The organism is Chitinivorax sp. PXF-14, from assembly GCF_040812015.1.
Taxonomy (GTDB): domain Bacteria; phylum Pseudomonadota; class Gammaproteobacteria; order Burkholderiales; family SCOH01; genus JBFNXJ01.
In genome coordinates this window covers 67054-88389 of sequence record NZ_JBFNXJ010000009.1, presented here as the reverse complement: position 1 = coordinate 88389, position 21336 = coordinate 67054, and the positions used below count along the sequence as shown (strand labels likewise).

General features: G+C 66.1%; 19 protein-coding genes. 17 read left to right on the top strand and 2 right to left on the bottom strand.

What is annotated here, in order from left to right:
* Nucleotides 1-46 precede the first annotated feature (46 nt).
* From murD to ftsZ, 9 genes are all read left to right on the top strand, one after another.
* Nucleotides 47-1414, top strand: coding sequence for a UDP-N-acetylmuramoyl-L-alanine--D-glutamate ligase (gene murD, locus ABWL39_RS12315; protein WP_367791279.1), 1368 nt, complete (start codon nucleotides 47-49; stop codon nucleotides 1412-1414).
* Nucleotides 1411-2574: a putative lipid II flippase FtsW gene (ftsW, locus tag ABWL39_RS12310; protein ID WP_367791276.1), complete on the top strand. Its 1164-nt coding sequence runs from the start codon at nucleotides 1411-1413 to the stop codon at nucleotides 2572-2574. Before murD ends, ftsW begins: the two co-directional genes overlap by 4 nt.
* Entirely contained in the window at nucleotides 2571-3653 is a 1083-nt protein-coding gene (murG, locus tag ABWL39_RS12305; protein ID WP_367791273.1) for an undecaprenyldiphospho-muramoylpentapeptide beta-N-acetylglucosaminyltransferase, read from the top strand. The genes ftsW and murG overlap by 4 nt, the downstream gene beginning before the upstream one ends.
* Nucleotides 3650-5044: a UDP-N-acetylmuramate--L-alanine ligase gene (gene murC, locus ABWL39_RS12300; RefSeq protein WP_367791270.1), complete on the top strand. Its 1395-nt coding sequence runs from the start codon at nucleotides 3650-3652 to the stop codon at nucleotides 5042-5044. Before murG ends, murC begins: the two co-directional genes overlap by 4 nt.
* Before the next feature lies 1 nt (nucleotide 5045).
* Nucleotides 5046-5948 carry a UDP-N-acetylmuramate dehydrogenase gene (gene murB, locus ABWL39_RS12295; protein ID WP_367791267.1) on the top strand — a complete coding sequence of 301 codons (903 nt, stop codon included), beginning with the start codon at nucleotides 5046-5048 and terminating at the stop codon, nucleotides 5946-5948.
* 11 nt (nucleotides 5949-5959) lie between these two features.
* On the top strand, nucleotides 5960-6877 hold the full coding sequence (locus ABWL39_RS12290) for a D-alanine--D-alanine ligase (protein WP_367791264.1): 918 nt from the start codon (nucleotides 5960-5962) through the stop codon (nucleotides 6875-6877).
* A 35-nt stretch (nucleotides 6878-6912) separates the two neighbouring features.
* Nucleotides 6913-7680 carry a cell division protein FtsQ/DivIB gene (locus ABWL39_RS12285; protein WP_367791261.1) on the top strand — a complete coding sequence of 256 codons (768 nt, stop codon included), beginning with the start codon at nucleotides 6913-6915 and terminating at the stop codon, nucleotides 7678-7680.
* Between the two features lie 36 nt (nucleotides 7681-7716).
* Nucleotides 7717-8955: a cell division protein FtsA gene (gene ftsA, locus ABWL39_RS12280; RefSeq protein ID WP_367791258.1), complete on the top strand. Its 1239-nt coding sequence runs from the start codon at nucleotides 7717-7719 to the stop codon at nucleotides 8953-8955.
* Between the two features lie 85 nt (nucleotides 8956-9040).
* On the top strand, nucleotides 9041-10234 hold the full coding sequence (gene ftsZ, locus ABWL39_RS12275) for a cell division protein FtsZ (protein ID WP_367791255.1): 1194 nt from the start codon (nucleotides 9041-9043) through the stop codon (nucleotides 10232-10234).
* A gap of 261 nt (nucleotides 10235-10495) precedes the next feature.
* Here ftsZ and ABWL39_RS12270 read toward each other — a convergent pair whose 3' ends face one another.
* Complete coding sequence (locus ABWL39_RS12270; RefSeq protein ID WP_367791252.1) at nucleotides 10496-11281, bottom strand: MOSC domain-containing protein; 786 nt, start codon at nucleotides 11279-11281, stop codon at nucleotides 10496-10498.
* Between the two features lie 697 nt (nucleotides 11282-11978).
* Nucleotides 11979-14693, bottom strand: coding sequence for a 3-hydroxybutyrate oligomer hydrolase family protein (locus ABWL39_RS12265; protein ID WP_367791249.1), 2715 nt, complete (start codon nucleotides 14691-14693; stop codon nucleotides 11979-11981).
* Between the two features lie 231 nt (nucleotides 14694-14924).
* Between ABWL39_RS12265 and ABWL39_RS12260 the strand changes: the two genes are divergently transcribed.
* From ABWL39_RS12260 to ybeY, 8 genes are all read left to right on the top strand, one after another.
* Nucleotides 14925-15830, top strand: coding sequence for a PAS domain-containing protein (locus ABWL39_RS12260; protein WP_367791246.1), 906 nt, complete (start codon nucleotides 14925-14927; stop codon nucleotides 15828-15830).
* Between the two features lie 30 nt (nucleotides 15831-15860).
* Nucleotides 15861-16814 (top strand): complex I NDUFA9 subunit family protein, encoded by a 954-nt coding sequence (locus ABWL39_RS12255; protein WP_367791243.1) that lies wholly within the window; start codon nucleotides 15861-15863, stop codon nucleotides 16812-16814.
* Between the two features lie 93 nt (nucleotides 16815-16907).
* Nucleotides 16908-17576, top strand: a complete 669-nt coding sequence (locus ABWL39_RS12250; RefSeq protein ID WP_367791240.1) for a glutathione S-transferase family protein — start codon at nucleotides 16908-16910, stop codon at nucleotides 17574-17576.
* Complete coding sequence (locus ABWL39_RS12245; RefSeq protein ID WP_367791237.1) at nucleotides 17577-18023, top strand: DUF2214 family protein; 447 nt, start codon at nucleotides 17577-17579, stop codon at nucleotides 18021-18023. It begins immediately after the preceding gene.
* Nucleotides 18023-18478, top strand: coding sequence for a GNAT family N-acetyltransferase (locus tag ABWL39_RS12240; protein ID WP_367791234.1), 456 nt, complete (start codon nucleotides 18023-18025; stop codon nucleotides 18476-18478). Before ABWL39_RS12245 ends, ABWL39_RS12240 begins: the two co-directional genes overlap by 1 nt.
* A gap of 63 nt (nucleotides 18479-18541) precedes the next feature.
* Nucleotides 18542-19759, top strand: coding sequence for a multifunctional CCA addition/repair protein (locus ABWL39_RS12235; protein ID WP_367791231.1), 1218 nt, complete (start codon nucleotides 18542-18544; stop codon nucleotides 19757-19759).
* Between the two features lie 107 nt (nucleotides 19760-19866).
* The gene (locus ABWL39_RS12230) at nucleotides 19867-20850 is read left to right on the top strand and encodes a PhoH family protein (RefSeq protein ID WP_367791228.1); all 984 of its coding nucleotides are present in this window, start codon (nucleotides 19867-19869) and stop codon (nucleotides 20848-20850) included.
* Nucleotide 20851: 1 nt separating this feature from the next.
* Nucleotides 20852-21325: an rRNA maturation RNase YbeY gene (gene ybeY / locus ABWL39_RS12225; RefSeq protein ID WP_367791225.1), complete on the top strand. Its 474-nt coding sequence runs from the start codon at nucleotides 20852-20854 to the stop codon at nucleotides 21323-21325.
* The last annotated feature ends 11 nt before the right edge of the window (nucleotides 21326-21336 follow it).

Below are 21336 nucleotides of genomic sequence, written 5' to 3'. Positions count from 1 at the left end.
GCAGAGCCGCGGGGCGATAAAACATTAAACAGTGTGTGTGATGGGTATGAATTATCAAGGTCAACAGGTTGTCGTGCTGGGCGCCGGTGAAACCGGGCTGTCGTGCGCCAAATGGCTCGCGAGCCATGGTGCGCGCGTGCGCGTGGCCGACAGCCGCGACAATCCGCCCAATCTCGACGCACTGCGCGCTGCCCTGCCCGGCGTCGAGATCCTGGCCGGTGCCTTCGGCACGCATACCTTCGCCGGCTGCGATTTCGCCGTCGCCAGTCCCGGCGTGCCGCTCGCGACGCCGGCCATCGCCGCCGCGATCGAGTCTGGCCTGCGCGTGGTTGGCGACGTCGAGCTGTTCGCCGAGGCGATCGCCGGCACGAAATCGAAAGTCATCGCCATCACCGGCGCCAATGGCAAGACCACCGTCACCACGCTGGTCGGCGAGATGTGCCGGACGGCCGGCCTCGATACCGTGGTCGCCGGCAATATCGGCCTGGCCGTGCTCGATGCGCTGACCGGGCTGAACGGCCGCGTGCCCGACGTGTTCGTGCTCGAGCTGTCGAGCTTCCAGCTCGAAACGACGCACACGCTGGCTGCCGATGCCGCCGCCGTGCTCAACGTCACCGAAGACCACATGGACCGCTACGCCGGCATGGCCGACTATGCCGCCGCCAAGGCGCGCATCTTCCACGGCGCGGGCGTGCAGGTGCTGAACCGCGAAGACGAATGGTGCCGCGGCATGGTGCAAGAGGGCCGCGCGGCCGTCTGGTTCGGGCTCGACCGCGCGCCAGCCGGCCAGGCTTACGGCCTGATCGAGCAGCATGGCGAAACCTGGCTCGCGCTCGACAGCCAGCCGCTGCTCGCCGTCGACGACATGCAGCTGGCCGGCCTGCACAACGCCGCCAACGCGCTGGCCGCGCTGGCCCTGTGCCGCGCCATCGGCCTCGACTGGGCACCGCTGCTCGATACCCTGCGCAGCTTCAAGGGCCTGCCGCACCGCGTCGAGTTCGTCGAGGCGGTCAATGGCGTCGCCTACTACGACGACTCGAAGGGCACCAATGTCGGCGCGACCGTGGCCGCGCTCAACGGCCTCAAGCAGAAAGCCGTGCTGATCGCCGGCGGCGACGGCAAGGGCCAGGACTTCTCGCCGCTCAAGGCCGCTGTCACCCACGCCTGCCGCGCCGTGGTGCTGATCGGCCGCGACGCCCCGCTGATCCGCGCGACGCTTGCCGATAGTGGCGTGCCGCTGCTCGACGCCGCCGACATGGATGTCGCCGTCGCCGAGAGCGCCAAGCTGGCACAGCCCGCCGATGTGGTGCTGCTGTCGCCGGCCTGCGCCAGCCTCGACATGTTCCGCAACTACGCGCACCGCGCCGAGGTGTTCATCGCCGCGGTCAAACGCCTGCCGGGAGCGCGCGCGTGAAGCTCTACACCGAATTCCGCCGGCAGAAGACCCCCGCCGCCTACGATCAGGTGGTGTTCTGGATCACGCTGGTCCTGCTCGCCATCGGCTTCGTCATGGTCTACTCGGCCTCGATCGCGATGGCCGAGGGCGACAAGGACACCGGCTTCCGCTCGACCTATTTCCTCGTACGCCACGGCATCTTCCTGGTGGTGGCGCTGGTCGCGGCGGGGGTCACCTTCCAGGTGCCGATGCGCACCTGGCAGCAGTATTCGCCCTATCTGTTTCTGATCGGCTCGGCGCTCCTGGTGCTGGTGCTGATCCCGCACATCGGCCGCGAGGTGAACGGCTCGAAGCGCTGGCTCGGGCTGGTGGTGATCAACCTGCAGCCGTCCGAGCTGATGAAGTTCTTCGTGGTGCTGTACGCGGCCGACTACACGGTGCGCAAGGCGGCCTACATGCATAGCCTGGTCAAGGGCTTCTTCCCGATGTTCGTGGTGATGCTGGTCACCGGCGGCCTGCTGCTGGCCGAGCCCGATTTCGGCGCCTTTGCCGTGATCACCGCCATCGCCATGGCCGCGCTGTTCCTGGGCGGCTTCAACTGGCGGCTGTTCGCCGGCCTGATCGTGCTGCTGGTGGTCGGCTTCGTCGGCATCGTGCTGGTGTCGCCCTACCGCAAGGCGCGCCTGATCGGCTTCATGGACCCGTGGAAGGACCCGCTGGGCAAGGGCTACCAGCTCTCGCACTCGCTCATCGCGTTTGGCCGTGGTGAATGGACCGGCGTGGGCCTGGGCGGCAGTGTCGAGAAACTGTTCTACCTGCCCGAGGCGCATACCGACTTCCTGCTCGCTGTGATCGCCGAGGAGCTCGGCTTCGTTGGCGTCACCATCGTCGTGCTGCTGTTCTGCGGCCTCGTGCTGCGCTGCTTCCAGATCGGGCTGCAGGCCAGCCGCCTCGACCGTGATTTCTCGGCACTCGTGGCGCAGCTGATCGGCGTGTGGTTCGGCACCCAGGCCTTCATCAATATGGGCGTGAACATGGGGCTGTTGCCGACCAAGGGGCTGACGCTGCCGCTGCTGTCCTTCGGCGGCTCGGGCATCGTCGCCAACCTGATCGCGCTCGCGGTGCTGCTGCGCATCGACTGGGAAAACCGGCAGCTGATGCGGGGGTACTCGGTATGAGCGACCGCACCATCATGATCATGGCCGGTGGCACCGGCGGCCACGTGTTCCCGGCGCTGGCGCTGGCCGACTCGATGAAGGCGCGCGGCTGGGGCGTGGTATGGCTCGGCGGCGCCGACGGCATGGAAAACCGCCTGGTGCCGCAGCATGGCTACCCGATCGAGACACTGCAGATCGCCGGCCTGCGCGGCAAGGGCATCGTCCGCATGGCGGTGATGCCGCTGATGCTGTTGCGTGCGTTCGCACAGAGCATCGCCGCGATTCGTCGCCATCGCCCTGACGTAGTGGCGGGCTTCGGCGGCTACCCGGCCTTCCCCGGTGGCATGATGGCGGCGCTCTTGGGCAAGCCGCTGGTGGTGCATGAACAGAATTCCGTCGCCGGGCTGACCAACAAGGTGCTGGCACGCGTCGCCGATGCGGTGCTGACGGCTTTCCCGGCCGCATTCAAGCTGGGTGGCAAGGTCAGGCTCGTCGGCAACCCGGTGCGCGAGGCGATCTCGCAGTTGCCGGCGCCGGCCGAGCGCTATGCACCGCGCGACGGCGCAATCCGCATCGTCGTCGTCGGCGGCAGCCTCGGCGCGCAGCCCTTGAACGAGCGTGTGCCGGCTGCGCTGGCACTGCTGCCGGCCGAAGATCGCCCGCTGGTGACCCATCAATCTGGCGCCAAACATCTCGACGCGCTCAAGGCCAACTATGCCAAGGCTGGCGTCGAAGCCAATGCCGTCGCCTTCATCGACGACATGGCCGCCGCCTACCGCGACGCCGACCTGGTGATCTGCCGCGCCGGCGCGCTGACCGTGGCGGAGCTCGCCGCAGCCGGCGTCGCCAGCATCCTGGTGCCGCTGCCGCATGCGGTGGATGACCACCAGACCGGCAACGCCCGTTACCTGTCCGACAATGGCGCAGCAGTGTTGCTGCCGCAGGCCGACCTGACGCCGGAGCGTCTGGCCGGCGTGCTCGGGCGCCTGAGCCGGACCCAACTGAGCAAGATGGCGCAAGCCGCTCGCAAGCTCGCCAAGCCGCAGGCTACCGCAGACGTGGCCGCCGTGTGTCTTGAGCTGGCGGGAGAGAAAGCATGAAACACAAGGTCAAACACATTCATTTCGTCGGCATCGGTGGTGTCGGCATGAGCGGCATCGCCGAGGTGCTGCTCAACCAGGGCTTCAAGATCAGCGGCACCGACCTCGGCGACAACGCGACCACGCAGCGCCTCAAGGCCGCCGGTGCGACCATTCACCAGGGCCACGCCGCCGGGCACATGCAGGGCGCCGATGTGGTGGTGACCTCGACGGCTGTCAAAGCCGACAACCCCGAGGTGCTCGCCGCGCGCGAGGCCAAGATCCCGGTCGTGCCGCGTGCGATGATGCTGGCCGAGCTGATGCGTCTGCGCCAGGGCATTGCCATCGCCGGCACCCACGGCAAGACCACGACCACCAGCCTGGTCGCCAGCGTGCTGGCCGAGGCGGGCATGGACCCGACCTACGTGATCGGCGGCAAGCTCGAAGCGGCCGGCACCAATGCCAAGCTCGGCAAGGGCGAGTTCATCGTGGCCGAGGCCGACGAGTCGGATGCGTCCTTCCTCTACCTGAGCCCGGTGATGTCGGTCGTGACCAATATCGACGCCGACCACATGGACACCTACGACCATGATTTCGGCAAGCTCAAGCAGGCCTTCGTCGATTTTATCCAGCACCTGCCGTTCTACGGCATGGCCGTGCTGTGCGTCGACGACGAGCATGTGCGCGCGATCATCCCGGCCATCAGCAAGCCGATCACCACCTACGGCCTCAGCGACGAGGCCCAGGTGCGCGCCACCAATGTACGCGCGGTCGGCAGCCAGATGCATTTCACCGTGAGCTGGCAGAACGGCAAGCCGCATTCGATGGAGGTCGAGCTCAATCTGCCCGGCCTGCACAATGTGCGCAACGCGCTCGCCGCCATCGCCATCGGCCTCGAATCCGGCGCCAAACCCGAGGCGATCCAGCGCGCGCTGCGCCAGTTCAGCGGCGTGGGCCGCCGCTTCGAGCGTTACGGCGAGATCGCCTTGCCCGATGGCGGCAGCTTCACGCTGATCGACGACTACGGCCACCACCCGGTCGAGATGGATGCGACGCTGAGCGCCGTCCGTGGCGCCTTCCCGGGCCGCCGCCTGGTGCTGGCCTTCCAGCCGCACCGGTTCACGCGTACCCGCGACTGTTTCGAGGATTTCGTCCGTGTGCTGTCGACTACCGACGCGGTGCTGCTGACCGAGGTCTATGCCGCTGGCGAGGCACCGATCGTGGCCGCAGACGGCCGTGCGCTGGCGCGTGCGGTGCGGGTCACCGGCAAGGTCGAGCCGCTGTTCGTCGAGCAGATTGGCGAGCTGCCCAAGGCCATCCTGGATTTCGCGCGTGACGGCGATGTCGTGGTGACCATGGGCGCAGGCAGTATCGGCGCGGTGCCGGGCAAGATCCGGCGCGGCGAGGTGTGACATGAAGTGGCGTGGCCGCATCGCGCAGCAGGTGCCGATGGCGGGCCACGTGTCGTGGAAGGCGGGCGGCGACGCCAGCCAGGCGATCTGGCCGGCCGACCTCGACGAGTTGTGCGCATGGTTGAAGTCGGCGGCGGGTGGGCAGCCTCTGCTGTTCGTCGGGGCTGGCTCCAACCTGCTGGTGCGCGATGGCGGGTTTGCCGGCACGGTCGTGTTTTCGCGGCCGGGGCTGATGGCGTTGCGGGTCGAGACCCAGGCGCCGGCCAAGGGCTATCGCAGGCTGTATGCCGGGGCCGGTGTGAGCGGCGCCGAGCTGGCGGCCTACGCCGCCGTGCAAGGGTTGACCGGGCTGGAGTTCCTTGCCGGCATCCCGGGCACGGTGGGCGGGGCGCTGGTGGGCAACGCGGGCTGTTTCAGTTCCGAAGCCTGGGATTCGGTGGCAAGCGTGCAGGTGGTGCAGCGCGGTGGCGGCCTGGCGGTGCGTAGCGCGGCGGAGTACGAGATCGGCTACCGCGAGGCGAAGCTGGTCGAGCCCTCGGAGGAGTGGTTTGTCGGCGTGTGGTTCGACCTGCGCGAGCGCGATGGCAGCCTTGCGCGGCAGACGATAGACGAGTTTCTGGCGCGCCGTGCGGCGAGCCAGCCGCTCGAAGAGGCGAATGCGGGACGGGTGTTCCGCAACCCGGCCGGCCAGGTGGCGGCGGCGCTGATCGAGCAGGCCGGCATGGCGGGGCAGGGTAGCGGTAACGCGCAGGTGTCGCGGCGGCACGCGAATTTCATCGTGAACCGCGGTGGCGCCACCGCGGCAGAGATTGAAGGCCTGATCGCCGAGGTGCGGCAGGCGGTGAAGCAACAGTGTGGCATCGAGCTGATGGTGGAAGCGACCATCGTCGGCTCGGCGAAATAAGGATGGTTGAGATGGACGTGAAGCAATTCGGCAAGGTGGCGGTGGTATTCGGCGGTAATTCCGCCGAGCGCGAGGTGTCGCTGATGAGCGGCGGCGGCGTGCTGTCTGCATTGCTGGCCAAGGGCGTGGATGCGCACAGGTTCGATCCGGCCGAGAAGCCGCTGTCGGCGCTCAAGGCCGAGGGCTTCGAGCGCGCTTTCCTGATCCTGCACGGCCCGTTCGGCGAGGACGGCACGATCCAGGGCGCGCTCGAAACCATGGGCATCCCCTATACCGGCTGCGGCGTGATGGCCTCCGCCATCGGCATGGACAAGCTGCGCACCAAGCTGATCTGGCAAGCGCTGGGCCTGCCGATCCCGAAATTCGTGCTGCTCGACGACAGCAGCGACTTCGCCGCCGTCGAGCGCGAGCTCGGGCTGCCGCTGTTCGTCAAGCCGGCGACCGAGGGGTCGAGCATCGGCATCAGCAAGGTCAAACAGCCGGGCGAGCTGCAGGCCGCCTACGCCGAGGCGCGCAAGTACGACAGTCTGGTGCTGGCCGAGGCCTTCTGCGGCGGCGGCGAATACACGGCCGCGGTGCTCGACGGTGAGGTGCTGCCCTTCGTCAAGATCGAGCCGGTGACCGAGTTCTACGACTATCAGGCCAAGTATTTCCGCGACGACACGGTGTACCGTTGCCCCGCCGGCCTGCCGGCCGACAAGGAAGAGATGATCGCCGGCCTCGTGAAGAAGGCGTTCTGGGCCATTGGCGGCTCGAGCTGGGGGCGTGTCGATTTCCTGCTGGACGAAGCCGGCAACCCCTATCTGCTCGAAGTGAACACCGCGCCCGGCATGACCAGCCACAGCCTGTTCCCGATGGCGGCAAGAGCGCGCGGGATCAGTTACGAAGACCTGGTGGTGCGCGTGCTGGCCACGGCGCATGTGGGCTGAGAGGGACGACGGGCAGATGGTGAACGAGGTCGCGCATGTGGGATAGGCCGCAACTGCTGATGTGGCTTGCCAACCTGCTCTACGCGTTGGCGGCGTTGCTGTTCCTGTATGCGCTGCTGTTCGTGGTGGTGCATCTGCCGGTGTTCCCGGTGCGGCAGATCCAGGTCAGCGGCGACTTGAAGCACATCACGCGCGAGCAGGTGCAGTACATCGTGAAGAACGAGCTCAAGGGCACCTTCTTCACGCTGAACCTGGACCGCACGCGCAAGGCGTTCGAGAAGCTGCCCTGGGTGCGCACGGTGAGCATCCGCCGGCACTGGCCGGACCGGCTCGAGATCAACCTCGAAGAGCATCTGGCGCTCGCGCGCTGGGGCTCTGCGGCGCTGGTGAACACCTACGGCGAGCTGTTCGATGCCGCGAGCAACGACCCGCTGCCGGTGCTGCTGGGCGAGGCGGGCTCGGAAGTCGAGCTGTCGAAGGGGTATCTCGAGATGCGCGACATGCTCGCGCCGATCAAGAAAAAGCCGGCGCAGATTTCGCTGTCTGCGCGGCGTGCATGGAACGTGAAGCTCGACGATGGGCTCACGGTGGAAATTGGACGCGACAACGTCAAGGAGCGGCTCGAAAAGTTCGTGCTGGCCTATCCGAAGTCGCTGGCGCTGCTGCAGAACAAGAACGAATACGTCGACCTGCGCTACCCGAACGGATTCGCGGTGCGCATGCCGGACTTCAAGCCGAAGCCGGTCAAGGCCAAGCCCGAGGTGCCGATCGTCGAGCCCAAGGTCACGAAAAAAGCAGCGTGAGAAACAGAGTGGAATATTGCTTGAGTGGAGTTCTCGGTGAACAAAGTTAAGGAAAACAAGAATTTGCTGGTGGGCCTCGATATCGGCACATCGAAGATCGTTGCGATCGTCGCCGATGTGCAGGCCGACGGCCGCATCGAGATCGTGGGCATGGGCCAGGCGCCGTCGCGCGGGCTGAAGAAGGGGGTGGTGGTCAACATCGAGTCGACCGTCACCGCGATCCAGCGCGCGCTCGAAGAAGCCGAGCTGATGGCCGACTGCAAGATCAAGGAAGTGTTCACCGGCATCGCCGGCAGCCACATCAAGAGCTTCAACTCGCACGGCATGGTGGCGATCAAGGACAAGGAAGTGAGCCAGGCCGACGTGGTGCGCGTGATCGAGACCGCGCGCGCGGTCAACATCCCGACCGACCAGCAGATCCTGCACATCCTGCCGCAGGAATTCATCATCGACGGCCAGGAAGACGTGAAGGAGCCGCTCGGCATGGCCGGCGTGCGGCTCGAGACCAAGGTGCACATCGTCACCGGCGCCGTCTCGGCCGCGCAGAACATCATGAAATGCGTGCGCCGCTGCGGCCTCGAAGTCGCCGACCTGATCCTGCAGCCGCTGGCCTCGGCCACCGCCGTGCTGTCCGACGACGAGAAGGATCTGGGCGTCTGCCTGATCGACATCGGCGGCGGCACCACCGATATCGCCGTGTTCGTGCAAGGCGCGATCCGCCATACCGCGGTGATCCCGATCGCCGGCGACCAGATCACCAACGACATCGCCATGGCCCTGCGCACCCCGACCAAGGAGGCCGAGGACCTCAAGCGCGAACATGGCTGCGCGCTGCGCCAGCTGGCCGACCCGAACCAGATGATCGAAGTGCCCGGCGTGGGCGAACGTGGCCCGCGCCAGCTGTCGCGCCAGACGCTGGCCGAGGTGATCGAGCCGCGCGTCGAGGAACTGTATTCGCTGATCCAGGCCGAGCTGCGCCGGTCCGGGTTCGAGGATTTGCTGTCTTCCGGCATCGTCATCACCGGCGGCTCGGCCCAGATGCAGGGCATGGTCGAACTCGGTGAGGAAGTCTTTCATATGCCGGTCCGGCTCGGTGTGCCGCAGTACGTGGGCGGCCTCTCGGAGGTGGTGCGCAATCCGCGCTTCTCCACCGGCGTCGGTCTGCTGTTGATGGGTAAAGAACAATATCAGCGCCACACCACCTCGCGCCTGCAGGGCAGCGGGTTTGGAAGCGTGCTCGAGCGCATGAAAGCATGGATTCAAGGCAATTTTTAAGGTCGATTTTTCAGGTTTAACGGATCCGGGGTGCCGACGCGGAGCGACCGCGCGGTGCACCGTTTAACAAAGGAGAGGCAAACAAATGTTCGAACTCGTACAAGAGATCGCTCCTGTAGCGGTCATCAAGGTCGTCGGCGTCGGTGGTTGCGGCGGTAACGCCGTCGACCACATGATCAGCGCCGGCGTGCAGGGCGTGGAATTCATCGCCTGCAACACCGACCTGCAAGCGCTCAAGCGCAACCAGGCGCCAAGCCAGCTGCAACTGGGTGCGGGCCTGACCCGTGGCCTGGGCGCCGGCGCCAACCCCGATGTCGGCCGCGATGCCGCCATGGAAGACCGTGAGCGCATCGCCGAAAGCATCCGCGGCGCGGACATGCTGTTCATCACCGCCGGCATGGGCGGCGGCACCGGCACCGGCGCGGCGCCAGTCGTGGCACAGATCGCCAAGGAAATGGGCATCCTGACCGTGGCCGTGGTGACCAAGCCTTTCGGCTTCGAAGGCAAGCGCCAGAAGTCGGCCCAGTCGGGCATCGAAGAGCTGTCGCGCCACGTCGACTCGCTGATCGTGATCCCCAACGACAAGCTGATGGAAGTGCTCGGCGACGACGTGTCGATGAAGGAGGCCTTCCGCGCTGCCGATGACGTGCTGCGTGGCGCCGTGGGCGGTATCGCCGAGATCATCAATGTGCCCGGCATCGTCAACGCCGACTTCGCCGACGTGCGCACCGTGATGCGTGAAATGGGCATGGCCATGATGGGCTCGGCCACGTCGTCCGGCGTCGACCGTGCACGCATCGCCGCCGAGCAGGCCGTGGCCAGCCCGCTGCTGGAAAACTACAACCTGAACGGCGCACGCGCCGTGATCGTCAACGTCACCGCCGACCACTCGCTCAAGATGCGCGAGGTCAACGAAGTGATGGCGACCATCCGCGCCTACTGCACCGACGAAACCGAAATCATCTTCGGCGCCGTCTACGACGAAAACGCCGGTGAAGACCTGCGCGTGACGCTCGTTGCCACCGGCATCGGCGGCCAGGCTGCCACCAGCAGCCGCACCCAGCCCAAGCTGCAGGTGCTGAAGTCGACCGGCACCGACAACGCCTCGGCCAGCGAGTGGGACCACTACGACACCCCGGCTGCGTTCCGTCGCAACCGTGGCGATCGTAGCAGCTCGATGGGCCTCGGTGCTGCCGTGGCGGTGGCCGAAGCGCCACGCACAGCGCCTAGCCCGGAAATGCTGGATATCCCGGCATTCCTGCGCCGCCAGGCCGATTAAGCAACACCGCCTCTCCTGTTGCGCGCGGCACAGCCTCGTCGCGCGCATTGACCCCTGCCGGTTGCGATCCGGCCGGCAGGGCGTTTTCCCCTCCGTGTTTTCCGTGGCCCGCTGGCCGCCGAAAGCCCGCGCCCATCCCCGATGTTCCACTGCCTGCCCCAGCGCGTGCCCATGGCGTCGTTTGTCGCCCGCCCATCCTGCCGGCCACTAAAAAAGCCTGCGACTCCGCAGGCTTGATGAATCTGACCACACGGCGATGCGTCAGGCGATGACCTCGACCGGGTCGCCCACGTACAGCGTACCCGTGGCGCGGGCAATCACGTTCCGGCCGAACAGGATGCCGGCTTCGCTGCGCCGGTAGCCGCCGAGTGCCACCAGCGGCTGGCGCTCCGGGTGGAGATTGCCGCTGTCCGGGTCGACCGTGGTGAACACGCAGCGCTCGCACGGCTTGGCCATCTCGAACTCGATCGCGCCGATGCGGATGCGCTGCCAGCCGTCTTCGGCAAAGGCCGGAGCATTCGCCACGACGAGGTTGGGGCGGAAGTTGCGCATCGACACCGGCTGCGCCAGCCGGCCGTTGAGATCAGCCAGCGAGCTTTCGCCGATCAACAGGTAGGGGTAGCCATCGGCAAAGCTCATCGGCAACGTCTCGTCCACTTTCAGCCGCCTGGTGGGCTGCGTGCCAATATGGAGCAGCTGGCAGTCGAGCCCGAGGTAGAAGCTGAACCAGTCGTCGGCCTCGTCCGAGCCGCGCCAGGCTTCGAATTCCTGCCGCCATACGCCGGTGGTTACGGCCTCGGTGAAGTCGCGCCGCACCACCGTCAGCGGCTCGGCATCGGGCGCCGTCGCGACAAAGCCCGCGTCGTTCAGCGCAATGCTGACCTGCACCAGCCGTGGGTGCTCGCGCCCGGTGAGAAAGCGCCCCGCCTTGTCCGCCAGCATCCAGCACCGGTCGCTGGCCAGCCCCATGTCGGTGACGGCCGCCTCGGCGAGCGGGGTGCCGGCGCAGGACTTGATGGGATAGATGTACAGCGACGAGAGGTGCACGGCGGCTCCTGTGACGGATTGGGCGGAGGGGTGACGTTAACAGCGGGGGGCAGGGCAGGCAAGCTGAGTGCGATAGCCAAAGACCTAATCTGCGACTCCGCGAGGCCAGACCCCGGGACACCGCACAGAGCCATCGGAGGCCCACCCCACAAATCAACCGGGTCACTCTCTCTCCCTTGACGGGGAGGGCTGGGGAGAGGGTGACACCGGTTTCCCGGGCAAGCCAGCCCAAGGCACAATCCGCAAATCCAGCAAGACCAAGCCAGGCGCCGATCCGCGCAGTCCATTCAACCCGCTCTGCAAGGCTTTGAACGGCACCCCGGCGTAGCTTGGGCTGAACTTGCGAAGCCCAACGATTGCCTGGAACATTGGGCCCATTTCGAACAACAAGCCCATGTCGCTGTTAGTGTGCGAATCAGTAGACCATTCATACAACAGCCGGCCCGAGATGGCCGGGGTACTCGTGTACAAATGATGATTCATGGCGAATCTATCGTATTTGCACTATCGAATATCTGCACGAAAAATTATATTTTCCAAGGGTGCCATGGCTTAAGCGAACGTCCGGTGAATTGAAGCCGGCAATCCTGGTGTAGCGGGCAGGGCATGAGCGGGCTCCTGAGCCCACCAACCCGTGCGTCGAGCATGGAAAAAGCCCCGGCCTGTCGGGGCCGGGGCTTGACCGGGTGCGCTGCGCTCAGTCCGGGATCACCAGTGTCTTGCCGCTCAGCGTGATGCGGTCCGCCGAGCCTGGCGTGGCCTGGATGCCCGGGACGTTGGCGCTGCTGATCGCCGGTGCTGCGCCGGGTGAGCCGCCGCGCGGCGTGGTGCGTACCACCTGGCTGTCCGGCAGCGCCGCGCCGGTCTTGAGATTGGCGTAGATCAGGTCGAGCGCCTGATTGTAGTAGACCTGCAGCGGCACGTAGCGCGTGTCGTAGCCGGCGATCGTGCCGTTGCTGGCGTCGAAATGCTGGGCATTGAGCACTTCGTAGTAGCGCAGCTTGCTCGTGCCGCCTTCGACCAGTGCGTTCTTCCCGACATAGGGGCGCGAGCTGTGGTTGACCGGCACCAGCGCATCGGCGCGGCCGTGGACGATGACGGCGGGCTTGCCCTGCAGGTTGGCGGTGTACTGGATCTCCTTGATGCCGTTCTGCACACGCGTGGCCTGGTCGGCCAGCGTGCCGGCGGCGAGGTCCTGGCCTGCTGCATCCTTGCCTGTCGCCAGTTCACGCAGGCACAGCGCGCCATCGAAGGCGAAATCGGACTTGCCGGTGCTGGGGGAGAGCGCCATGGTCACCAAGAGGCCGCGATAGACATCGGGGATGTGCAAGGTCGAGCCATTGGGCGCGGCTTCGTCGTGTGCTTCATCGCCGGGCAGCAGCGTGTTGTAGATGAAGTGGGTGCCGTAACCCGGTGTCAGGCCATTGCTGTTGACGAACATGTCGAGCAGGAACAGGTTGCTGCGCACCACCGCCTTGCCGTCACTGCCGGCCAGGGCGTAGCTGAAGTTGCACAGATTGTTCTCGACGCCGAAACGGCCGTAGCTGTTGGCATAGGTCGTCGCCATGGCGGGTGTGATCGAGACATAGTGCGAGGCGTGCAATACGTCGCTGTCTGCGAGCCAGCCGTACCCGTGCAGCTTGCCCAGGGCTTCGCTGGCCTGATCGGCAACACTGCTGGATGCGAGCAGGCCGGCCTGCTTCAGGGCCGCGCAGCGGTTGGTCGCATTGGTCGCGTCGAGCTGGGACAGCCCCGGTGCGCCGGCAACGCTGGCGGCCAGGCTGGCGCAAGGCTGGTAGAGGTTGGCGTAGCTGATGTAGTCGAGCACGCCCTTGCCCGCTGCGGCCTGCAGTGCGGCGCCCTGCTGCACGGCGAGCCCTTGCAGGTCGCCGGCCTGGACTTGCGGTTCGGCCACGGCAACGCCGTCGACCAGGGTGATCTTGTCCTGTTCGGCCGCCGCGAGTGCCGCGGCACCGCCGGCCGAGGTCGAGGAGGCGATCACCAGCGTGTTTTCCGGCTTGACGGCGCGCAGATGGCGATCGGCAAAGGTCGAGGTCGGCGCGTATTGCTGGTTCAGCACATAGAAGGCGAAACGCACGGCGCTGAGCGTGTTGCGGCCCCAGTCGCGCTCGGGGTTCTGCTTGGAGTGCGCATGCTTGAACGCCAGCCGCCCCGGATACTGGATCTTGTAATTGGCCAGGGCCGGGTCTCTCAGGTCGCTCTTGAACTGGGTGAAGTTACCGCTCGCCAGCGAGGAGAATACGCTGCCGTCAATCGCCAGGGCCGAGTCGCTCGACACATCGTGCGTGCCCACGCCCGCGCCCTTGTCGGTATAGGCCACCGCGCAGCCATGCTTGAGCCCCCATTCGCCGGCCGTGCCCACTGCGCCATACACGCCGCGCGAGCCTGGCGCCGCGGCTGCCACGATGCAGGATTTGCTGACGTCGAAGCTGGCCGGCACCTGCACCATCAGCAACACGTTCTTGTTGCCGCTGCCATCGTCGATGTAGGCCGTGTATTCGGTACCCGCATATTTCTGCGCGGGGCCGTACAGGCTGCCGTAGCCGCCGCCACTGGCGACGTCTACCTGTGAGCGGTAGTTGCTGTACAGCGCCTTGCGGCGCAGGCTGCGGCTGAGCGAGTCGGTAGCCGGCGTGGTCTGGTTGTCCGGGCCGGTGATGTTGAGGCCGCCGCTGAGCAGGTCATCGCTGACACCATCGACGACGGTCTTGTTGATCAGGCCAACGCCTTCGGGCAGGCGGTTGAGCACCTGGATGCGGCCATCCTGCGGGTTGATCTCGACATTGGCGAAGCTGATCAGCTGGCCGTAGGCGTCGCCGTCCACGTCGGTCGTGCCGGGTGAGAAGTCCTTGATGCGCGGCGACAGGTCAACCACGCTGGCCGACAGCGCAATCTCGTTGTGTAGGGTCTGCAGGTACAGGTTCTCGGCCTTCTGCAACTGGTCGCGCCGGATCTGGTCGAAGCCGTGGTCGTTGTAGAGGCTCTTGAGCGCATCGGTGTTGTTGACGTTGGCGGCCGCCTCGGTGATCACCGTCGTCGCCTCGTTCAGGTTGGCCCTTTCCTCCTCGGCGTAGACCAGCGTGTACAAGAGGCCGTTGCGGCCAGTTGCCTGCAGCATGATCGGGTACATCAGGCCGGTGGTCGGAAAGCGGAACTGCCCGAGCACATTGGCGGTAACCGTGGCTTCGGTGCCGTAGGCATCCTTCAGCGCAATCGACGCGCCCGGCATGACGGTGCCGTCGGAAACCACGCCGATGACCACGTCCGGAATCTTCGGCCCCGTGCTGTTGCTGCCACCGCCGCCGCTGCCGCCACCGCAACTTGCCACCAGGCCCGCCGTGAGCGCAGCCAAACCCGCCTGCTGGGCGTGGCCCAGAAGTGCTCGTTTCATGAATTATCCTCTATAACTCGCTGTAGCCGATCGCGCAGCCTGTTGGTCGGCCGTGGCGTCGAGCAAAAGCTCCAAATATTTGGGCCAACTATACCTTTCCATTCGCCGCCGTGTAAACGCATTGGCATATTTTTTCTATCGTGCGCGAGTCTGGCAGCGAAGCGCGCGGTGTTTGCTATCTTTCAAGAATGGGCTGACAAGCCGTGAATTTGCTGTTTTCTGGAGGCCGCGATGAGTTACGGTGCGCATGAGGATTGGTATGAAGAAGCCAGTGCTGAAGCGATGGGGGATATGGTGCGTTTGATGGAGGCCATGCTCAATGGCGCCAGCCTCGATTTCGCCCTCGACGCGCTGGCCAGCATGGTCGAGCGCCAGGCATCGGGCTCGCGCTGCTTGCTGGCGCTGGCGGACCCGGTGGAGCGCCGCCTGCGGCTGAGCCGCTCGCCGCATCTGCCGCTCGAGTTGCTGCTGGAGCTCGAGGAGCTGCCCTTCGGGACGCAGGGCGGCGGCTTCGGGCTGGCCGCAGAGCAGCGCCAGACCATCACCTCGGGCGACATCGCGCAGGATGCCGCCTGGGCAGACATCGCCGCCAGCCTGACCAGCAACGGCCTGCAGGCCGGCATGGCGTTGCCGGTGCTGACCGAGGGCAACGATGTGCTCGGCGTGGTCAGCCTGCTGTTTCGCGACAAGCACTTGCCCTCGCCGCGCGAACAGTTCGTGGCCCGGCGCGCGGCGCGGCTGGCGCGCCTGGTGATCCAGTATGAGCAGCGGCAGCAGATCTTGCAGCGCAACGCTCGGCTCTATCAGGACATGGTGGAGTCGCTGCCGGTGCCGACCTTTATCCTGCGCGGCGAGCGGCCGAGTTTCGTCAACGGCGCGTTGAGCGAGCTGACCGGGTATACCGCCGATGCCTTGTTTTCCACGCCGCTGTGGGATCTGGCCGACACGAGCGACACCTCCGCCATGCGCGATGCGCTGATCGCCAACCTGCGCGGCAGCCAGCATGCCGAGCACTATCGCTTCCGCCTGAAGACTAAGTCGGGAGCGGTGCGGTCGATCGAGCTGCGGACGCGTCCGGTGCGTTTCAACGGCAGCGAGGCCCTGCTCGGCGTGATGCTCGATCGTGACGATGGCTGATTGCCTCATCCACTTTTTTGGGAGTAGCGAATGACGAGCGAGGTCCGCAATGTCTGTGTGATCGGTGGCACCGGTTTCATCGGCCACCATATTGCTGCGCAGCTCGCCGCCGCAGGCGTCAACGTGACGCTGCCGACCCGGCGCCGCGAGCGCAGCAAGACCGATCTGATCCTGCTGCCGACGGTAGAGGTGGTCGAAGCCGATGTGCACGACCCCGCCGCGCTCAGGCAGCTGCTTGCCGGCCAGGATGCGGTGATCAATCTGGTCGGCATCCTGCAGGGGGCGCAAGCCGCCTTCGAGCGTGCCCATGTCGAGCTGCCGCGCAAGATCGTGGCAGCCTGCCAGGCGGCCGGCGTCTCGCGGCTGCTGCACATGAGCGCGCTCGGCGCGAGCGAGCAGGGCCCCAGCCATTATTTGCGCAGCAAGGGGGCTGGCGAACGCGCTGTGCGCGAGTCGGGGCTCGACGTCACGGTATTCCGCCCCTCGGTGGTGTTCGGGCTCGGTGACAGCTTTCTGACGATGTTCGCGCAGCTGCAGCGGCGCTTTCCGCTATTACCGCTCGCCTGCCCCGATGCGCGTTTCCAGCCGATCTGGGTCGAGGATGTCGCGCGTTGTTTCGTCGCGAGCCTGGCGTTGCCCGCCACCGTGGGCGCGGCTTACGATCTCGGCGGGCCGAGGCAGTACAGCCTGCGCGAGCTGGTAGCCTATGTCGGTGAGATCACCGGCTGGCGGCGCCCCATCATCGGGCTCTCGCCAGCGCTGTCGATGTGGCAGGCGACGGTGCTCGAATACTTGCCCGGAGGCCTGATGTCACGCGACAACATCCGTTCGATGAGCGTCCCCAGCACCGTGCCCGGCCCGTTTCCCGCCATCTTCGGCTGGCAGCCAAGCGGGCTCGAGGCCGTCGCGCCGGGCTACCTGGCCGGCCAGACGCCGCGCGGCCGCTTCGACGCCATGCGCGCACGCCTCGACCCCTCGCGCTGACCGTGCCGGGGCGCCGTATATACGGGTTGTCCCGCTTCAGTTGGCCGCGGCGGCGCGGCATAATGTGCAGGCATTTTCTTTCTTCGAGCAGCTATGTTCAAACTGATCATCGGCAACAAGAACTACTCGTCCTGGTCGCTACGCCCGTGGTTCCTGCTGCGGCAGGCCGACATCCCGTTCGAAGAGGTGTTGATCCCGCTCTACGAGCAGGAATGGAAGGCGCACATCCACAAGTATTCGCCGACTGGCAAGCTGCCCTGCCTGATCGATGGCAAGGTGGTGGTGTGGGATTCGCTGGCGATCTGCGAGTACATCGCCGAGGTGTTCTCCGGCTGCTATCTGCTGCCGCGCGACGCGGCCGTGCGCGCCGAGGTGCGGGCGGTCAGCGCCGAAATGCATGCGGGTTTCGCGAGCCTGCGCAAGACCATGCCGATGAATGTGCGCAAGCGTTACCCAGGGCATGGGCGCACGGCCGAAACGATGGCCGATATCGAGCGCATCGTCGAGATCTGGCAGAGCTGCCGCCAGCGCTTCGCCGACAAGGGGCCATTCCTGTTCGGCGAGCTGACGCTGGCCGATGCGATGTTCGCACCGGTCTGCACGCGTTTTCTGACCTACGGCGTGGAGTTGCCCGAGCCCGCGCGCAGCTACATGCACTTCATCCTGAACACCCCGGCCATGCAGATCTGGTATCGCGAGGCCCTGACCGAGCCTTACATCATTCCGTCAAGCGAGCTGGATGACGAGGTCGAGGCCGTCTGAATGATCGGCAACGCGCTGCTGGCCTGGCTGCATTACCTCGGTTTTGCGCTGATGCTGGCCTGCCTTGCGCTGGAGCACCGCCTGTTCCGCCCCGCGGCTGACGCCGCCACCTTGCGCACCGTGGCCCGCATCGACGGGCTCTACGGCATCCTGGCCGGGCTGCAGATCGGAACGGGGATTGCACGCATGTTCGCGGAAAAGGGTGCCGGCTATTACCTGCATAATCCCGTGTTCCATGCCAAGCTCGGCCTGTTTGTGCTGGTCGGCCTGTTGTCCATCTATCCCACCGTGTCGTTCATCCGCTTGCGGCGCCAGGCCGAGTCCGGCAGCCGCCAACTCGCGGAGCGCACGCTGCGGCGCGTCGTCATGCTGATCCGTGTCGAGCTACTCGGCATGCTGGTGCTGCCCTTGCTGGCGGCCCTGATGGCGCGCGGGGTAGGGGCCTGATGGCGGCGCATCGGCGCTGGCAGCTCGATGCCTATGAAATCGATACCGATCCCGCCAGGCTCGACCTCGCCGTGGCGCATGACTTCATTGCCAGGCGCAGCTACTGGGGGAAGGGCATTCCCTTCGACGTGTTCGTGCGCTCGGTCGAGGGCGCGCTCTGCTTCGGCGTCTACCACGATCAAACCCTGGTAGGCTTCGCCCGCGTCATCAGCGACCGTGCCACGATCGCCTACTTGGGCGATGTCTATATCGACGAGGCCCACCGCGGCCAGGGTTTGTCGAAATGGCTGATGCAATGCGTGCTGGCGCACCCCGAGCTGCAGGGGCTGCGCCGCTGGATGCTGGTGACTGGCGACGCGCATGGCCTCTATCGCCAGTTCGGCTTCACCGGGCTGGCTGCCCCCGAGCGCTACATGGAGCGCCTTCATCCCGACCCCTATGGCACGCCGGACTAGGGCCTGGCTCGACAGGACGGGCCGGTCAGGCTACTTTAGCCCCCCCGAAGCAGAGAACGTTGCATGAAAATCTATCAAGTGGGCGGCGCCGTGCGCGACAGGCTGCTCGGCCTGCCGGTCAAGGACCACGACTACGTGGTGGTTGGCGCCACGCCGGAACAGATGGTTGCCCTCGGCTATCGCCCCGTCGGCAAGGATTTCCCCGTCTTCCTGCATCCCTCGACCAACGAGGAATACGCGCTCGCGCGCACCGAACGCAAGACTGCGCCGGGTTATACCGGCTTCGTGTTCCACACCGCTGCGGATGTCACGCTTGAGCAGGACCTGGCGCGCCGCGATCTGACCATCAACGCGATTGCCGAGGATGACCATGGCGTGCTGATCGACCCCTTTCATGGCGTAGCCGATCTGCGTGCCGGTGTGTTGCGCCATGTCTCGTCAGCCTTTGTCGAAGACCCGGTGCGCATCCTGCGCCTGGCGCGGTTTGCCGCCCGCTTTGGTTTCACCGTCGCGGACGAGACCCAGCGCCTGATGCGGGACATGGTGCGGAGCGGCGAGGTCGACGCCCTGGTGCCAGAGCGGGTGTGGCAGGAGCTGGCCAAGGGGCTGATGGAGGCGCAGCCGTCGCGCATGCTGCTGGTGCTGCGCGAGTGCGGCGCGCTGGCGCGCATCCTGCCCGAGGTCGAGCGCCTGTTCGGCGTGCCCCAACCGGTCGAGCATCATCCCGAGATCGACACGGGGGATCACGTGATGCGGGTGCTCGACTATGCGGCGAGCGAGTCGGCGCCGCTCGAGGTGCGCTTCGCGGCGCTGGCCCACGATCTTGGCAAGGGCAACACGTCTGCGGCCGAGTGGCCGCACCACTACGGGCACGAGGCGCGTGGCGTGGCCTTGGTCGAGGCGTTGTGCAACCGCGTGCGCGTGCCCAACGACTGCCGCGACCTGGCCCGGCTAGTGGCGCGCTTTCACGGCGACATCCACCGCGCCGAGCAGCTGCGGCCACAGACCATCCTCAAGCTGCTGCAAAGTTGCGATGCTTTCCGCAAGCCAGACCGCTTCGGCCTGGTGCTGCAGGCCTGCCGTGCCGACAGCCGTGGCCGACTGGGCTGGGAGGCCCGCCCCTACCCGCAGGCAGCCCGGCTGCAACTGGCGCTGGCAGCGGCGTGTGGCGTGGATGCCGGGGCCGTGGCGATGGCCTGCGACGACAAGCGAAAGATTCCCGAACGTGTGGCCGCCGCCAGGCTCGATGCCATCCGCCAGGCGCTCGGTGACCCCCGCTGAGCCCGCAGGGCCGCAGCCGCCGTGCCCTGGTCGCGTGGCCCGGGCGGGGAAAAACGCGTAAAATGACCGGTTTCCGCCGCCTGCCTTGAGGCGTCCTGGCTCCTGATATGAATACAACTCTCGATGTGGCGTTCACCCCGATCGACAACAGCCGCCTGACCCATCTCTGCGGCACGCTCGATGAAAACCTGAAGCAGATCGAAACCGCGCTGAACGTCGGCATCGCCCGCCGTGGCGAGCAGTTTCGCGTTACCGGTAGCGAAAAGCAGGCGAGACAGGCGATTTTGCTGCTGCAAAAATTCTATGCCAAGGCTGAGCGCCATCTCGATCTGGAAGACATCCAGCTGGGCCTGGTGGAACACCTGCGCGACGCCGCGCCGGATGGCGTCGAAGATGGCGCACCGGTATTGATGACGCGCCGCCCCGACCTGCGCGGCCGCACGCCGCGCCAGGTGGAGTACCTGCGCCAGATCCAGTCGCACGATATCACGTTCGGCATCGGCCCCGCCGGCACCGGCAAGACCTATCTCGCCGTGGCCTCCGCCGTCGACGCGCTGGAGCGCGACCTGGTCAAGCGCATCGTGCTGGTGCGGCCGGCGGTCGAGGCGGGCGAGAAGCTCGGCTTCCTGCCCGGCGATCTGGCGCAGAAGGTCGACCCCTACCTGCGGCCGCTCTACGACGCACTGTATGACCTGATGGGCTTCGACAAGGTGACGCGGCTGTTCGAGAAGGCGACGATCGAGATCGCACCGCTGGCTTATATGCGCGGACGCACGCTCAACCACAGCTTCATCATCCTCGATGAGGCGCAGAACACCACGCCCGAGCAGATGAAGATGTTCCTCACGCGCATCGGTTTCGGCACCAAGGCGGTGATCACCGGCGACGTCACGCAGATCGACCTGGCCAAGCATCAGAAATCCGGCCTGATCGAAGCCGCGCATGTGCTCGGCGAGGTGCGCGGCATCGCCTTCCAGCATTTCCAGTCCGAAGATGTGGTGCGCCACCCGCTGGTGCAGAAGATCATCGACGCCTACGACCGCCACAGCAAGGCGCAGGCGACGTCCGGCAAGCCTGAGCAGGGGGGCTGAGATGGCCGCATCCAAGCCCGCCCGGCCAAAGCTCAGCCTGTCGGTGCAGTATGTGCTCAAGTCCGAGGACGCGCCGACGCGCCCGCAGTTGCGTCAGTGGGTGCGCGCCGCGCTCGAGGGCGATGCCGAGATCGCGCTGCGCATCGTCGATGCCGAAGAAGGCCAGCAGCTCAATCGCGACTACCGCGGCAAGGACTACGCGACCAATGTGCTGACTTTCGTCTACGACGACATGCCCGAGGATGCCGGCCTGCCGCTGATGGGCGACATCGTGCTGTGCGACCCGGTGGTGCGGCGCGAGGCGCAGGAGCAGGGCAAGACCCTGCACGAACACTATGCCCACCTGGTGGTGCATGGTGTGCTGCACCTGCAGGGCTACGATCATGAAGACGACGCCGAAGCGGAGCTGATGGAGGCTCGCGAAATCGAAATCGTCACCAAGTTGGGTTACGATAACCCGTATCAAGTCAAATAGGATAACCAGCC

What these genes read in the sequence shown, in the direction of transcription:
- ABWL39_RS12230 (WP_367791228.1), top strand. Translation starts at nt 19,867, where the DNA reads ATGAATACAACTCTCGATGTGGCGTTCACCCCGATCGACAACAGCCGC.
- ABWL39_RS12235 (WP_367791231.1), top strand. Translation starts at nt 18,542, where the DNA reads ATGAAAATCTATCAAGTGGGCGGCGCCGTGCGCGACAGGCTGCTCGGC.
- ABWL39_RS12290 (WP_367791264.1), top strand. Translation starts at nt 5,960, where the DNA reads ATGGACGTGAAGCAATTCGGCAAGGTGGCGGTGGTATTCGGCGGTAAT.
- murD (WP_367791279.1), top strand. Translation starts at nt 47, where the DNA reads ATGAATTATCAAGGTCAACAGGTTGTCGTGCTGGGCGCCGGTGAAACC.
- ABWL39_RS12250 (WP_367791240.1), top strand. Translation starts at nt 16,908, where the DNA reads ATGTTCAAACTGATCATCGGCAACAAGAACTACTCGTCCTGGTCGCTA.
- murC (WP_367791270.1), top strand. Translation starts at nt 3,650, where the DNA reads ATGAAACACAAGGTCAAACACATTCATTTCGTCGGCATCGGTGGTGTC.
- ABWL39_RS12255 (WP_367791243.1), top strand. Translation starts at nt 15,861, where the DNA reads ATGACGAGCGAGGTCCGCAATGTCTGTGTGATCGGTGGCACCGGTTTC.
- ABWL39_RS12260 (WP_367791246.1), top strand. Translation starts at nt 14,925, where the DNA reads ATGAGTTACGGTGCGCATGAGGATTGGTATGAAGAAGCCAGTGCTGAA.
- ABWL39_RS12240 (WP_367791234.1), top strand. Translation starts at nt 18,023, where the DNA reads ATGGCGGCGCATCGGCGCTGGCAGCTCGATGCCTATGAAATCGATACC.
- ABWL39_RS12245 (WP_367791237.1), top strand. Translation starts at nt 17,577, where the DNA reads ATGATCGGCAACGCGCTGCTGGCCTGGCTGCATTACCTCGGTTTTGCG.
- ABWL39_RS12285 (WP_367791261.1), top strand. Translation starts at nt 6,913, where the DNA reads ATGTGGGATAGGCCGCAACTGCTGATGTGGCTTGCCAACCTGCTCTAC.
- murB (WP_367791267.1), top strand. Translation starts at nt 5,046, where the DNA reads ATGAAGTGGCGTGGCCGCATCGCGCAGCAGGTGCCGATGGCGGGCCAC.
- ABWL39_RS12265 (WP_367791249.1), bottom strand. Translation starts at nt 14,693, where the DNA reads ATGAAACGAGCACTTCTGGGCCACGCCCAGCAGGCGGGTTTGGCTGCG.
- ftsZ (WP_367791255.1), top strand. Translation starts at nt 9,041, where the DNA reads ATGTTCGAACTCGTACAAGAGATCGCTCCTGTAGCGGTCATCAAGGTC.
- ybeY (WP_367791225.1), top strand. Translation starts at nt 20,852, where the DNA reads ATGGCCGCATCCAAGCCCGCCCGGCCAAAGCTCAGCCTGTCGGTGCAG.
- murG (WP_367791273.1), top strand. Translation starts at nt 2,571, where the DNA reads ATGAGCGACCGCACCATCATGATCATGGCCGGTGGCACCGGCGGCCAC.